This is a genomic window from Paenibacillus sp. SZ31 (assembly GCF_012912005.1).
In the GTDB taxonomy this organism is placed as follows: domain Bacteria; phylum Bacillota; class Bacilli; order Paenibacillales; family Paenibacillaceae; genus Paenibacillus.
The window spans coordinates 227,879-242,495 of sequence record NZ_JABBEA010000004.1 but is presented as its reverse complement, the minus strand read 5'-3'; the positions used below and the strand labels follow the sequence as shown (position 1 = coordinate 242,495).

At 46.2% G+C, this 14,617-nt stretch carries 13 protein-coding genes; 9 read left to right on the top strand and 4 right to left on the bottom strand.

The features are described from left to right. The first annotated feature begins 142 nt into the window (after nucleotides 1-142). Both HF638_RS11010 and HF638_RS11005 read left to right on the top strand, forming a co-directional pair. Nucleotides 143-847 (top strand): hypothetical protein, encoded by a 705-nt coding sequence (locus tag HF638_RS11010; protein WP_169480238.1) that lies wholly within the window; start codon nucleotides 143-145, stop codon nucleotides 845-847. A 158-nt stretch (nucleotides 848-1,005) separates the two neighbouring features. Continuing rightward, the gene (locus HF638_RS11005; RefSeq protein WP_169480237.1) at nucleotides 1,006-1,977 is read left to right on the top strand and encodes a helix-turn-helix transcriptional regulator; all 972 of its coding nucleotides are present in this window, start codon (nucleotides 1,006-1,008) and stop codon (nucleotides 1,975-1,977) included. Nucleotides 1,978-2,058: 81 nt separating this feature from the next. Here the strand turns inward: HF638_RS11005 and HF638_RS11000 are convergent, their stop codons facing one another. Continuing rightward, on the bottom strand, nucleotides 2,059-2,730 hold the full coding sequence (locus HF638_RS11000; RefSeq protein ID WP_169480236.1) for a 3'-5' exonuclease: 672 nt from the start codon (nucleotides 2,728-2,730) through the stop codon (nucleotides 2,059-2,061). A gap of 489 nt (nucleotides 2,731-3,219) precedes the next feature. On the opposite strand from HF638_RS11000, the gene HF638_RS10995 reads away from it, so the two are divergent. Further along, entirely contained in the window at nucleotides 3,220-5,004 is a 1,785-nt protein-coding gene (locus HF638_RS10995) for a proline--tRNA ligase (protein ID WP_169480235.1), read from the top strand. Between the two features lie 568 nt (nucleotides 5,005-5,572). Here HF638_RS10995 and HF638_RS10990 read toward each other — a convergent pair. From HF638_RS10990 to HF638_RS10980, 3 genes are all read right to left on the bottom strand, one after another. Further along, nucleotides 5,573-7,372: a 5'-nucleotidase C-terminal domain-containing protein gene (locus HF638_RS10990; protein WP_169480234.1), complete on the bottom strand. Its 1,800-nt coding sequence runs from the start codon at nucleotides 7,370-7,372 to the stop codon at nucleotides 5,573-5,575. A gap of 181 nt (nucleotides 7,373-7,553) precedes the next feature. After that, nucleotides 7,554-7,970: an ImmA/IrrE family metallo-endopeptidase gene (locus HF638_RS10985; RefSeq protein ID WP_101314157.1), complete on the bottom strand. Its 417-nt coding sequence runs from the start codon at nucleotides 7,968-7,970 to the stop codon at nucleotides 7,554-7,556. A 42-nt stretch (nucleotides 7,971-8,012) separates the two neighbouring features. After that, nucleotides 8,013-8,456, bottom strand: coding sequence for a helix-turn-helix domain-containing protein (locus tag HF638_RS10980; RefSeq protein ID WP_169480418.1), 444 nt, complete (start codon nucleotides 8,454-8,456; stop codon nucleotides 8,013-8,015). A 928-nt stretch (nucleotides 8,457-9,384) separates the two neighbouring features. Here HF638_RS10980 and HF638_RS10975 point away from each other — a divergent pair. From HF638_RS10975 to HF638_RS10950, 6 genes are all read left to right on the top strand, one after another. Further along, nucleotides 9,385-9,867 carry an ArpU family phage packaging/lysis transcriptional regulator gene (locus HF638_RS10975; protein ID WP_017690187.1) on the top strand — a complete coding sequence of 161 codons (483 nt, stop codon included), beginning with the start codon at nucleotides 9,385-9,387 and terminating at the stop codon, nucleotides 9,865-9,867. Nucleotides 9,868-10,129: 262 nt separating this feature from the next. Then, complete coding sequence (locus tag HF638_RS10970) at nucleotides 10,130-11,797, top strand: GAF domain-containing sensor histidine kinase (protein WP_169480233.1); 1,668 nt, start codon at nucleotides 10,130-10,132, stop codon at nucleotides 11,795-11,797. Between the two features lie 18 nt (nucleotides 11,798-11,815). Next, the gene (locus tag HF638_RS10965) at nucleotides 11,816-12,550 is read left to right on the top strand and encodes a response regulator (protein ID WP_169480232.1); all 735 of its coding nucleotides are present in this window, start codon (nucleotides 11,816-11,818) and stop codon (nucleotides 12,548-12,550) included. A gap of 193 nt (nucleotides 12,551-12,743) precedes the next feature. Beyond that, nucleotides 12,744-13,319, top strand: coding sequence for an NADPH-dependent FMN reductase (locus tag HF638_RS10960; RefSeq protein WP_169480231.1), 576 nt, complete (start codon nucleotides 12,744-12,746; stop codon nucleotides 13,317-13,319). A 46-nt stretch (nucleotides 13,320-13,365) separates the two neighbouring features. Then, entirely contained in the window at nucleotides 13,366-13,824 is a 459-nt protein-coding gene (locus HF638_RS10955; RefSeq protein WP_169480230.1) for a VOC family protein, read from the top strand. Further along, nucleotides 13,821-14,456, top strand: coding sequence for a VOC family protein (locus tag HF638_RS10950; RefSeq protein WP_169480229.1), 636 nt, complete (start codon nucleotides 13,821-13,823; stop codon nucleotides 14,454-14,456). The genes HF638_RS10955 and HF638_RS10950 overlap by 4 nt, the downstream gene beginning before the upstream one ends. Nucleotides 14,457-14,617: the final 161 nt, after the last annotated feature.

The window sequence follows — 14,617 nt, the reverse complement described above, 5'->3', positions numbered from 1 at the left end:
TTGTCGTATTGAGACGGATTTAGGGGTATAAAACTAATATATTGGAAAAATTTAATACGAACATGCGTTCCGTGACAATATAGTGTCCATTCACCCTGATAACTTAGAAGATAATACATATAAATCGGGGGAGAGACTACCAGTGAACTCAGTCTTTGAAGTATCTTATTCGTGGAATAAAGAGGCCATACCGACAGGGGGAGCCGACCCCGTATATATGATGGTAGAGTGGCGTAACGGTGCCCCTGCCAAAAGACTTAGGAAAATAGCACCCAAAATTGTATCAAGAGATTTGGAACTTTTGCTCAAACCGGAATTTGGAGTACAGCTAAAAGGCATTTATGGATGTCGTTCCAAAGAAACGGATATTGGCTGGTTACTGAGGCTTGGCGATATGTACAAGGGGGAAAGCAAACAAATTTTGCTTGAATTCGTCATGGGACCCCGTGTATCTGGAAAAGCAGCCGTATGTTCAGCCTACTGGAGCACAAGGAAGTTGAAACAAAGTCAACGCGTATTGTTACGAAGAGAACAGCTGTATATTCAATACACCAGTCATCTCGGCATGCTGCGACAGCCGGAAGATCCCAAGGTGGAGAAGACGATCAAATTAAGTGAAACCGTACCGCTGATCAAACAAGCCCTGCGCGCTTATGAAAGAGGCCGGGTTCAAGAGGGAAGTAATATGTTGCGTCGTCATGCCGATGCGCTGTTAATTGAAGCTGCGAGGAAGCAGGATCTGGATTATTACGCGGAAGCCGAGATCATTGAAAAGCTTCGTTATCACTATGAGATCACGTTTACAACCGGATATCATGATCGTAAAAAAAAGATATTAGGCGAATAGGGTTGATTTCAGATGGTAACGGTATAGAGAGAACGAGTCTACATATATTTTGAAGGTGAAGTTTAGGAGAAGGTCGAATGTATGTATCAATATCATATTAAACAATGGATGGAGTTGTATCAAATTTATTGAAACAACATCGTGGAGGGTCCGGCAAAATGACAGACCGACTAATCCGATTAATGCGCATTATAACGCTGGTGCAGGCCAAGCCTGGTATTTTGGCACGTGAGCTCGCCCAGCGATGCGAGACGACGGAAAGGACGATATACCGCGATATGGAGGCCCTCAGTGCAATGCATATCCCAATCGCCAATATGGGACACGGGCAAGGGTACATGTTCATCAGCCATTTTGCCATGTATCCGCTAAATTGGTCTGATGAAGAAGCCCAAGCTTTCATGCATCTTGCTGAAGTTATGGAGAACATTCGTCCTTTGCTGAAACCTGCTTTTGAGAGCGCTTATGAGAAAGTGGTTGCTTCGAGTCAGAAAAACAAAACAGAACGAGTGGAATGGTCGGAGCAGATTAGTGGGTTGTTTAGAATGGGGTTGCCTGCATGGCAAAATGAGAGCAACGATCTACAGAATCAATCCCTGATTACTTTGCTTCAGGCTGGCATTTCACAGAACACCATTGAAGGGGAGTATCTGTCTCAAGGTAAAAAAGGGATCGTACGTATAGATCCTTACTGTCTTATCCCTCGTGAATACAGATTTGAGCTGTTAGCGTATTGTCACCTGTCGGAGAAACTTCGAATATTTCAGGTGAGCCGGCTGCAAAAGATACGGATATTGCCACGCACGTTTCGCAAAGAGGATTATCTGATCCAATCGCACTTCCGTATTCCTTGGGCATACGAGGGAAGTACGGAGTGGACAGCGTTCAAAATTCGATTTGCACCCCATGCTGTGGAGCGTGTGATGCAGGAGCAATTCTTTATACGCCCCATCTTGACCATAGAGCCAGAAGGTAGCCTGTTATTTGAAGCCATATTAAGTGATGTTGAGGAATTTCTCGTATGGATTTCTAAATATGGACCTGATGCGGAGATCCTTGAACCTGAGATCTGCCGCATCAAGATGAAAGAACGCCTGAACTGTTGGCAACAAATGTACGATAGAAGTTGAGATTTGCATGCAATCTGAATCAAAAACACGGATGCTAGAACACAGAAGCTAGAAATCCAATAAATTCCATGCTGTAGACGGCTACTCTTTGGTTTTGAAAAGGGTCGCCAGATTGCCAAAAGGTGATTCTTTCTCTTCATCTTCTGTGGAGCTGGAATAGACGACCTTGGATGCAATGCCCTCATCATCCGCTGCACAGTTGTTTTCCAGCATGAATCGGTCAAATTGATGCATGAACACCTTGGCTGTATTGATGGCATCATCCAATGCGCGGTGCTGGGTACCATCGAATTCGATGCCACAGATTTCAAGAGCCTGCGCGAGTCCGAGTTGACGGAACTTGCCTTCTTTGCGAACGGTGCGGGACCATTGCTGCTGGAGATCGTTATGATTGGTGATCCAGGCTACATCGAGCTCATGGGTACGACAATGAGAGATTAATTTGCTGCGGTCGTCGGGTCCCCAGGAACACATGTAATAGGATTCGGTTCCCATCCAGGCGATGAATTGATTCAGTGCTGCCGGAAAAAGAGGTGCTGCATCAATATCTTTCTGCGTGATACCTGTAAACTGAATCGTGTCGGTGGACAGAACGGACTTGTTGGAAGGACGAACATACGTATGGAATGTATCTGTAACGGTCAATCCATCCGCATTTTCCGTAACTTTGACGGCGCCGATATCGATAATTTCAGAAGAATAGCGAGTATTACGGCTTACTGTGAATTCAAGATCATATATAATATATGGCATAGGACAAGCTCCTTTATCGATTAATACCAAGGGTATATTTCTATTCCTCTATATTACAGGGAACGCGCTGTCATGTCAGCCATCGTTACGGAATTCATTGTACTTTATGTTAACTCGGTATGGTTGACAATTTCTTGTAAATGAACTAATGTGATCAAAAATGATAACAGCGTTATAACGAGGACATGATTGTGTTGGTCAGCTTCAACAGAGAGGGAACAGTGTGGTGCAAGGTTCCTGTGGCTGCTTCGTAATTCCTACCTCGCGAGCTGCGGAAGAGAATACCCATCCAGGGTTGCAACCTCCGCCGGAAGGGCCCGTTATGCCCCGTAGGACTGCATTTCACAGATCGCATAGATTGCGAGCGAACGATATAAATTGCAGTTAAACAAGGGTGGTACCACGACACATTCGTCCCTTGACGGATGTGTCTTTTTGCTGTTTATAACTCAAGATCATAAATATGAGGAAGATTAGGAGTGTGTTCAGATGCGTCAAAGTGAAATGCTTGTTCCAACATTACGTGAAGCGCCAGCGGAGGCAGATGCAGCGGGACATCGCTGGTTACTACGTTCCGGTATGATTCGCCAACTGGCGGCGGGGATCTACAGTTACCTGCCCCTCGGACGGCGCATATTGTTGAACGTTGAACGGATCGTTCGTGAAGAGATGGATCGTGCCGGATGTCAGGAAGTGTTGCTACCGATTATGCAGCCTGCTGAGCTGTGGGAAGAATCCGGAAGATACACACAGTATGGTCCTGAATTGATGCGTCTGAAGGATCGTCATGCACGGGAATTTGCTCTTGGACCAACACATGAGGAAGTCGTAACTGCGTTAGCGCGGGACGAGGTGAGTTCGTACCGTAAGCTGCCATTCACCTTGTATCAGATCGGAACTAAATTCAGGGATGAACGCCGTCCTCGATTTGGATTACTGCGCGGTCGTGAGTTCATCATGAAGGATGCGTACTCTTTTGCTTCGGATTGGGAAGAGCTCGATCGTACTTATCAGGCGATGAACACAGCGTATAGCCGCATTCTGGAACGTTGTGGTCTCGACTATATCCGTGTTGAGGCGGACGCGGGAACGATTGGCGGTCAAGGGGAAACGCATGAGTTCATGGCTCTTGCTGACGTGGGTGAGGACACGATTGTAACCTGCAAACATTGTGGATATGCTGCAAATCTGGAGAAAGCTGATTATCAGACTTCCGTAGATATTGGGAAAAAAGAAGGAAGCTCTGAAGTTTCGGCTGTTTCTGTGAACGCAGACTCTGCGTTTCAATTGGAAGAGCAGCCAGGAGTGGAAAGCGTAGTACGAATTTCGACACCTGGTGTTCGTACGATTGCAGAGTTAAGTTCCTTTGTGGGCGAAGGTGCTGAACATATGATCAAAACGTTGCTTTATGTGGCAGATGGTGAGCTCGTCGCTGCCCTTGTACGTGGAGATCATGAACTGAATGACATCGCATTGAAGCAGGTGTTGGGTGCAGAGGAACTGATCCTTGCAGACGATGCAGCCATTGCGGCACATCCGAGTCTGAAGGTAGGTTTTCTGGGTCCGATTGGACTGAATGTACCGATGGTAGTGGACGCTGACGTGGCAGGGATGAAGAGTGCAATTACAGGAGCCAATGAAGTGGATATGCATGTTTCCGGCGTACGTCCAGGCATTGATTTTGCATTGGAGCGAGTAGAGCGCATTCGTTTTGCTGCCGAAGGGGATGCTTGCCCAACGTGTGCATCGCCACTTGTGTTTACCAAAGGTATTGAGGTTGGACATATTTTCAAATTGGGAACGAAATACAGTGATGCCATGGGTGCTTCATTCCTGGATCGCAATGGTCGCCAGTGTGCGCCAGTCATGGGATGTTACGGAATTGGCGTATCCCGCCTGATGGCTGCGATAGCTGAACAATATGCAGGAGATGAAGGCATTCGCTGGCCGGCGGCTGTTGCGCCTTACGATGTGCATCTGATTACAGTGAGCTGGAAGGATGAGCAGCAACGTCAGCTTACCCTCGAACTGGAACAACAATTAGTCGATGGCGGTTACACGGTATTGGTGGATGACCGGGATGAACGTCCAGGTGTGAAGTTCAAGGATGCCGAGCTGATCGGATTGCCTGTACAGATCGTTGTTGGCAGAGGAGCTGCAGAAGGGCAGGTCGAACTGGGATCACACGCACTTGCAGCATCAGGTGAATCGAAACGAATCGGGTTGACGGCACAGGAGGCTGTGCTTTATGTGAAGGAACAGCTTACTTCCTAAATTCAGGGGATTCGTTAATTATATGAGTTCATATAATAGTACCGAATATGATGCGGTAACTGATTTTGATTGCTGAAATTCCAATGAGAGCATGAAAAAGAGGGCTATAGGCATACAAATTGGTAGGATTATAAGAGTAATATCATACGAAATAACTAAATTGGAATATTTGTATTCAGTATACAAATGATTTTATGATTAAGGATTTGAAGATGAGCATACTCAGGCAGATTTATGTGCAAGTATGCAATTTTGAGAAGACAGAGATGTCGAAATTAAATGTACAATAACCGCATGAACACGGTAATTCCAGAGAGTTTTTATATAGTTCGTTGTCGAAGGCTCATGATAAAGTTGGTCCATGAAGCCCTCACTGGGATTTATTTTTATCTCAGATGATTGCCAAGATCAGCAGGATATGTCCACAGGGAATGTTCATGTACCTGATGTGGATTGTCGTGTAAGAATAACATACAAAAGGGTGTCCCCGTAACCAGTTTACTGGTTACGGGGACACCCTTTTTGTTATGACAAGATAGATCCGTTATGCTGCTGCTCTGTATTGATCTTAAGAAGCTGCAGGCAATTTCAATTGTTGACCCGGATAGATCCAGTGTGGATTTTTAATATTGTTCAGCTTTTGCAATGCTTGCCAAGTTGTGCCGTATTGTTTGGAGATGGAGTACAGGGAATCTCCGGATTTCACAACATGCAGTTTGGCTGGAGCTGGTTTGCTTGGTGTTGGTTTAACCGGTTTTTCCGGTTTTGGTGTTTCTGGTTTTGGCGTAGTTGGAGCTGGTGTTTCGGTTGCCGGAGTTTCCGGCTCTACTGCAGGTTTCTTCGCTTCACTGATCCGACCATCTGTTTTGATGTCTACAGCGCCAAGCTTTTGCATGTAGTTGATCAACGCTTCATCCAATGCGCCGTACATACCTGTTGTAGCATATTTGGTGAACATGGTGTATTCGTCACCGCCAACAGCAGTGAAATCATTGGTTGCCAGCGTGTATGTTGCTTCCGGATCAAGGGCTTTATCGCCAACGATTACGGAATGTACACGGCTACCTTCAGCAGCGGAAGTATCGATTTTGAACTTGATTCCAGATACTTGCGGGAATCCACCGCTTGGTTCCGGATAGGAAGCTACACCGACTTCAAGGGCTGCCAGAATATCGGACCCTTTCACTTCAAGCGTTACAACTTGGTTACCAAAAGGAAGCACTGTGATGATATCACCTTTGGTTACGATACCTTTTTCAATGGAAGCACGGATACCACCACCGTTAGTCAGTGCGATATCTGCGTTGCTGATATCACGAATTGCATCTGCAAGCAGGTCACCCAGGTTGGTTTCACCTGCACGTACCTGTTCACGTTTACCATCCAGCAGAATAGCTGTGTTGGCTACTTCTTCTTTCAAGATAGGCTCTTGTTCTTTTTGAATGGAGTTCACGAGAGTCGCAACTTTCTCATTCGGTTTGATGTCTTTTGCTTCAGTTTCATCAATCAATGTTGCTTGTTTCTTCGTTACTTTACCACCATCTACCCACAGATCGATGACACCTACATAGTTGGTGTATTCTCCTGCACTTGCGATCAATGTTCCGTTATCGGATACAAGGCCATCTTGCAGTACTGTGTGACTGTGACCATCGATGAATACGTCGATGCCAGGAACTTCTTTAACGACTTTAAAGCTAGTATCGGTGCTGGACGCGTCTTGTCCAAGGTGTCCGAGAACAACAACAACATCTACTTTGCTGCGGATTTCGTTCACCAGAACTTTAGCTTCCGCAGATGGATCTGTAATATCAAGACCTTCTACGTTTTTCGGATTCGTTTTGTACAACGTTTCCGGTGTAGTCAAAGCGATGATACCAATCTTCACGCCATCGACTTCCTTAATGAGATAAGGATCGAAGAGACGTGTTCCGTCTTTTTTCTTCACGTTGGCACTCAGCATTGGGAAGTTCATCATGTCTGCCAGTTCGATCAGGCGATCCGAACCATAGTTGAATTCGTGGTTACCCGGTACGATGGCTTGGTATCCCATTTCATTCATGACTTTCACGATGCTCTCACCATTCACAAGAGTGGCAAATGTTGTACCATGCACAGCATCTCCAGCATCGAGCAAGAGCGTGTTCGGGTTTTCGCTACGATATTTGTCAGCGATTCCAGCTACTTTGGCAAAACCCATAGCAGGTGAAGATTCAACTGCACGGGCATGCGTATCATTCGTATGTAGAATGGTAATGTGTTTGCCTGTGCCCGGAGTGGTGTCCGTTGCAGCCGCGGCAATACCTACACTGCCAAACAGCAAACAGACCGTTAGCAGAAGTGAAACATAATTCTTCCAGATTTTCATATGAATCCGAAACCTCCCAAAATAATAATCTACTTGAGCGTTTATACAGCTCAAATAGTATTTTAACAGACTATTATTAGGAAATCTCGCGATTTACGTAAAAATAAGTAACCTGAAAGTGACATGTGATTATGCTATTGGAAAATAGAGAAAAAATAATCCTTAGAAAGAACATATGTTCTTAAATGGTGTAAAAAAAATGCTGCGCTTCACGCGGCAGTCCGGTACGTAAACAGAATTTCTCCAGAGATTCATCCGGTTCAGGCATCACTCCTGACGTTAACAACTGAATGGCAAAACGATTGGCCTGTCTTTCCAGCTTGCCTGGAGCAAAATAGGAATGCTCCTCCAGAAAGAATCGATTGATTCCTTTGTGAAGCCGGTCATGGCCAAGCTCATGGGCGCACACGAACCGCTGCCATTCCGGCGGCAAATCATTGTGTATGACGATAAACCTGCGCCGGAGCTTGCGAAAGTACAGTCCTTTGGTGGATTTCCCCAAATTGGTGAAGCGAATCTGTATTCCAACCGCGCGGGCAATGCTGAACGGGCAGTTGGTCCGGTGTTTTCGAATCAGCTTTGTTACGATGTCATCCATATGATCTCACCTGCTGCCTCATTAAATTCAGTTCGTCGTGCCTCATGGGCGCTTGTCCGATTCATCTGTCTTTTTACGTTTGTTCATCTGTTTGGCTTCCCAGAACAGACCTGTCAGCACATCCTTGATTCGTTTCTTGTCATCTTCATCGAGTGGAATGCCGTCAAACATCAGATCATCATCGTCCTCCAGCATCTTTTTAAAATCACGACGGTCTTTGTATGTAGCCCATTCCGGTACGTCCTGAAGTTCAGTTGAACTCCCTGGTTCAATATAGCCGGCTTGCTTCATCATCTCTGTATAGGGAACCGAGAGTGCATCTGCAATCTTGCGAATGGTTGCAGGTTTGGGCACACCCCGTACCCCATTCTCAATGCGTGAAATCTGTGAGTTGCTTATTCCGGCTGCTTCGGCGAGCTGATTGATGCTGTATCCTTGTTGCTCGCGCAGTTGTTTCATATAAGGACCAAAAGCGTGCTCCACAATTTATGCCAACTCCTTCGATTCGTACAAGTGCTTGAATTAATATTAAGAAGAAAGTTGAATGCGACAACTCCTAAACCTCTGCGGGTGCGCCGTTCCGGATTCGGATCGTTCTTTTGATCGCTGTTATCCCCGGATTTCCTGTTTCCCTTTCCTAAAGGGTGAAATCCGTTGATAAAGGCGAACGCTTTGCTTCTTCAGAATCGATTCCGTCTCCTTCACTACGTATGCGCTTGATATGTACCTTAACGGCATTAAGGAGAAGGGGAGCTTCTTAATATTAAAAATCAAATGACTTGTACGGAAGTTCATTAATTAAACAGTACTATAACGTATATATACCATTAGGTAAAGAGATATGAAACAATTATGCCAAAAGGCATAGGAAATGAGAGCGAAGGTTTTATTTTATCGTCAAAATGAACCAAAATGGAGGTTTACTCCGATCTCCAGAAAGTGGTATCCTCAAATAGAAATACGAACACTATACGAACAAAATGTAAACTTGATACAGCTTATAGTTTGGGGAATTAACCTATGAACAATGGAATTTCCCGGATTATAGCGGTTTGGAGTGATTCCAAAAGGCAACAGGGGAAATATGAAGAAATGTCGTTACTTTTTTAGAAAACTGGACAACTCTATGATTAAGAGCATTTTGCTATCGTGCAAAGAACGATGGCAAAACAATATGATGTGAACGATATAGTTACACGAAAACGTAGAGGACAGAAATAACCTGAATAAGCGAAGCTACAAACTTTCTGAAAGAAAGCTGCATCGGAAGAATAAGCTTCGCCTTTATCCCCAGATTAAGTGAATCAAAAAAAAGGGGGATAACAGTGATCGGAAGGCTGTTCTGTCATCGGAGTGATCATGCGAAACTATTAGAAATTTATTTTATAAAGAATACTAAAGGAGGAAGATAAATATGGAATTGATGCTGCCCGAATTGGACCGACGTAAAACGCAAACAGCTGTTGAGGCTGCGCTGGAAAAATACCGCATTTATAAGACCATTGCATTTGAAGAACGAGAGGTTATGGTGACGGCAAGTTATGCCGAGCGTTTCCACGGTGCAACCAATGTGACAGGGGATTCCACGGCCAGAACGGCGATCTATAATGTGGACGTGCAGCGCGCGCGTCAGGCATACTGCGATACGATTGATTTTGTTGTGTCCCGGTTGAGTGAAAAGGAACGTGTACTCGTCTGTGAACGATATTTGAAAGACGATGATGTGTTTGACTATAAAGTGTATAACCATGTATTTGATCCGCCTGTCAGCAAGGATACGTACACGAAGATTCGTACGCGTGCTTTCTACAAAATGGCGCTAGCTCTGTCGGACCGAGGTTTGATTAATATGGAGCCTTTGTCCGTGTCCCGTAAAGAGCGGCAGAAGCTGGGCTAAGCGAAACGAGTAAGAAGTTGATCCTTTAATATCCAAGGTGGATTGGTTACAATAGTTGAACAAACCACAGTTGGCATTAGGTCGTGTCTGAAAACTCGCTGAAGTGCATCTTTTACCGCCTTTTCGCCCCCTGCTGCGTCACTTTTCCTTGACGTGCCCCGGCACGCCTGCGAAAAATTTCCTTGCTTGGAACGAAAATTCGGCAAAATCTGCCTCCTTCGGAGTTTCCAGACTCGCCCTACCCAAAGGAGAGAAGTCTGCCATGTCGGAAGAAGTTGGAATGCAGGAAATGATCACGTTGAAGACAATCGCGGAAACGCTCAATACGTCCAATGATCTGAACTTAATGCTGGATACCGTGGTCGGCAAATTACTGGAGTTGACCGGATTAACGGCAGGCTGGATGTTTCTGATTAATGAACGTGGAGAATACACCTGTGTTTCGGATTACAATCTGCCCCCGGCATTACTGCGTAAAGATAAGGAGCCCATGCGAACGGGTACCTGCTGGTGTGTGAATCGCTTTAAGGATGGTCAACTCAATCATGCGGTTAACATCATTAACTGTAAACGGCTGGAGGATGCGGTGGAATTCCAATGGGGAGATACCCATGATATTACCCACCATGCAACCGTCCCGTTAAGGTCAGGTGAGAAGATGCTTGGCCTGCTCAACGTGGCTGCGCCAGCCAAGGAACATTTCAGCGACAGTGAACTGGCGCTGTTACAGGGCGTGGCGTACCAGATTGGTAGTGCGGTAGAGCGGATGAGATTGTATCGCACGGAGCAGCGACGAGCTGATCTGTATGCCAAGCTGGGGGAGTTCAGCACGGCCTTGGGTCTTGCAGTGAACGAATGCACCAATTCTGAGGCTTTTTGTTTAAAAGTTGTAGAGCTGCTTGGGCAGCATTATGATTGGCCTTTTGCTACAATCATTCAGCAGAAAAGCGGAATGTTCGTTTTGCAGGCAGCCTATGCAAATGATACGGTTCGAACGTTATTAAGTACTCCGTTATCTACCGAAGTGACGAGCCACATTAACCATGTAATCAATAGTCATCGTGTAACATCTCTGTCTGGGACAGAGATCGCTGAAATATTTACTCTGTGCAAGCCTGACCAGACTACGAATTCCATTGCCTCGGGAATTGCTGCTCCCCTTCCATACCATACGCCAGGGGAAACGGGAATTCTGGTGATCGGAATAGGAACATCAGGTCCTGCGCAGGCGGACCGTGAAGTGCTGGAGGCATTGGCCGAACATATTGCGGCCTCATGGGAGAGTCTGAAGCTGGCGGAGAATCGCCGCGAACTTGCACGAATGGAAGAGAGAAACCGGTTGGCTCGCGATCTGCATGATTCGGTTAATCAGATTTTATTTTCACTATCGTTAACGGCTAAAGGCGCGGAAAGTATGTTATCTGGCTCCGAGCAGTTGCTCCCGGCAACGGAAGCGTTGAAGGATATTCGGGCTTTGTCTCAGGAGGCTCTCAAGGAAATGCGCGCATTGATTATGCAACTCCGTCCCGCGGGACTGGAAGCAGGGCTGCTCCATGCACTACAGGAATACGGCACAAGCCAGGGGCTTCAAGTGGTGACGAATCGGACGGGAATGCGGTCTTTACCACGTAATATAGAAGAAGCATTGTGGCGAATCGGACAGGAAGCGCTAAATAATGTACGGAAACACGCGGATGTTCCTTCTGCTGAGGTCACCCTCAAGTTAAGTAATCATGAAGTGGTGCTCACTGTCACAGATCGGGGAAAAGGTGGTGCGAACAGGCCAAAAGCGTCGTCTGGAAGCTCCCTTGGCCTGTCCATTATGAAGGAACGGGCTCAATCGCTCGGAGGCAGCTTAGAAATAGTGAGTTCTTCCCGTAAGGGAACGACAGTAACGGCAGTCATTCCACTTCCGTTCGAATCTGTATAAAGTCAGGGGGAAGAAGAGATGCCGATTACGATTTTGCTCGCAGATGATCATGCGATGGTGAGACGGGGGTTGCACGTTTTTTTGACGACACAGCAAGACATGAAGGTTGTGGGCGAAGCATCGAACGGACAGGAAGCACTGGCTCAGGCAGAAGCGTTAAAACCTGACGTGGTATTAATGGATCTGCATATGCCGGTCATGGACGGAATCGAAACAGCCAGAAGGCTGCGCACGTTATTGCCAGCAACGCGAATCATTGTGCTCACCTCGTTTTCGGATCAGGATCATGTCGTTCCTGCTGTTCGCGCAGGAGTTAAAGGATATCTACTCAAGGATATTGAACCGGAGGATCTGGCTGTAGCCATTCGCAATGTGCATGCAGGTCAGGTGGAATTGCATCCTGCCGCAGCAGGTCAATTGATGCATGTGATGGCTTCATCCGATTGGTCCATAAATGAACAGCAACCACAGCATATACTGACAGATCGGTCAGCAGACAATCAACATCAGGAGCCAAAGCAGAAGGGGAAATCAACTGAAGCGTCTCTTGGCGGACTGGATATGCTCACTCGCCGTGAACAAGAAGTCTTGGGGCTGATTGCTCAAGGACTGAGCAACAAGGAAATTGCGGTTCAATTGGTCATCACCGAAAAAACGGTCAAAACACATGTCAGTCATCTGCTCGACAAACTGGGACTGGCGGATCGGACGCAAGCGGCTCTTCATGCCGTAAGAAATGGCTGGGTCGTGTGACCAATTCCGACATATGTTCATACTTAAGTCGTATAAACTCAACCTAAAGGTTGAGTTTTTTGGTATTTCAAGTTAAGTCTATCTGCTGACGAATTGGCTGCGGAAGAAAGGTAAGATAAAGATAGCCAAAGATGGATCGGTTGAAGGAACGTGAAACTCAAAAAAAAATAAAAAAACAAGGAGAGTGACATGAATGAATATTGTTATTTTGGCAGGTAGCAATCGGAATAATGCAACCAGTACACGTTTGGGAGAATACGCAGTGGAGATTATTCGTGGACAGGGACATCAGGCCAGCCTGTTTGATCTGTATCAGACGCCCCTCCCATTCTACGCACCGGATGAAAAACAGGCGAATCATGAACATCTGGCAGACCTGAATACACGTATGCTCGCGGCAGATGCCATCATCCTATCTACGCCAGAGTACCATGGCAGTATTAGCGGTGTGCTCAAAAATGCACTGGATCACCTGAGCCAGGCTCATTTCAGTGGTAAGCCCGTCCTGTCCATCAGCTCCTCTGGTGGAGCGGTGGGGGTAAGTTCGCTTTTACAACTGCAAGCGATTGTTCGTAATCTGCATGGCATCAATGCTCAAGAGTGGATCTCCATTGGGGGTGCACAGCGCAGACGATTCGAAGCGACATTTGACGGATATGAAGAGTACGAAGGTAGTCAGGATATAGAGGACCGGGTGCAGCGGGTCATTGGATCGTTTTTGAATCTGGCTCAGACGTTAACGAATGCGCGGAACTCATCGATGAGTTAAGAACGAACGAAGAGGAAATTGGGAAAAGGAAAAGAGGTTGAACATCATGATTACAGGCATATTTGAAACACATCTAAACGTAACGGATCTGGAGAGATCCCATCATTTCTATGAAACAGTCCTGGGTTTACCCCATGCCTATGGGCAGAAAGAACGTGGGAACTCCTTCTACTGGATCGGTGGAAAAGGCAATGCCATGCTGGGATTGTGGCAAAAGGAACCTTCCGAGGTGCAGCGTCAGCACTTTGCTTTTCATGTATCTCTGGAGGATATGAAGCATGCGGTGGCTCACTTGGAGAACAAAGGGATCAAGACACAGAATTTCCTGGATGATGATATCGGTGAATTGTACGTTTTCAGCTGGATGCCTGCAGTATCTGTGTATTTTACCGATCCGGATGGTCACTCGCTTGAATTCATCGCCATGCTCCCGGATGAAGCGAAGCCTGAGCTTGGCATGGTGCCATGGAGTCAGTGGGAGGAGATGCAGGAGAAGACCGTATGATGATCGAAGAATTACAGTTATATACAGCACAGCTGGAGGACCTCAAGCATTTTTATCGCGATACGTTGGGAATGGAGGTATCCAGTGAGACTGATCAGGCCTTCAACCTACAGGTTGGAAGGACTAAGATGATTTTCAAACCGTGTGAAACAGATCGTGAGCCCTTCTATCATGTGGCCTGGATGATTCCGACGAATCGGTTCAAGGAAGCGAAGCAGTGGGCTGCATCACGTGTTGCTTTAAGCAGGGAAGAAGATCGGGATGAGACGTATTCTGCTACTTGGAACTCTGATTCTCTCTATTTCGAAGATCCGGCAGGCAATATTATCGAGCTAATTGCTCATCATCGTATGCAGAACGAGAGTGATCATGACTTCTCTGCTAAAGACATATTACAGGTGTGTGAGATTGGGCTGGTGACGGATGATGTTCTGTCTACGGTGAATGAGCTTCAGCAGATTGGACTCGCGCGCTGGGGTGAGGTTAGTGAAACCTTTGCCCCTGTGGGGGATGTACATGGTTTATTCATAGTGGTGAAGAAGCACCGGAAGTGGTTTTTCTCTACGCAAAAAGCGCAGATCTATCCGTTGGAAGTGTCCATTCGTGACGTGGGCAGGCTTCGAATCGGCTAAACTTTGCATTCCGGGGCAAAACGGGCATATGTGGAGCCATCCCATCATGTTATAGAAGTAAACGCTTTATTTATTAATTAGGATATATAAGTTGAACTGAATTTACACGATAACAGAGAGGACAGAAAAAACCTGAAAAAGCGAAGCTAAAAGCTTTCTGA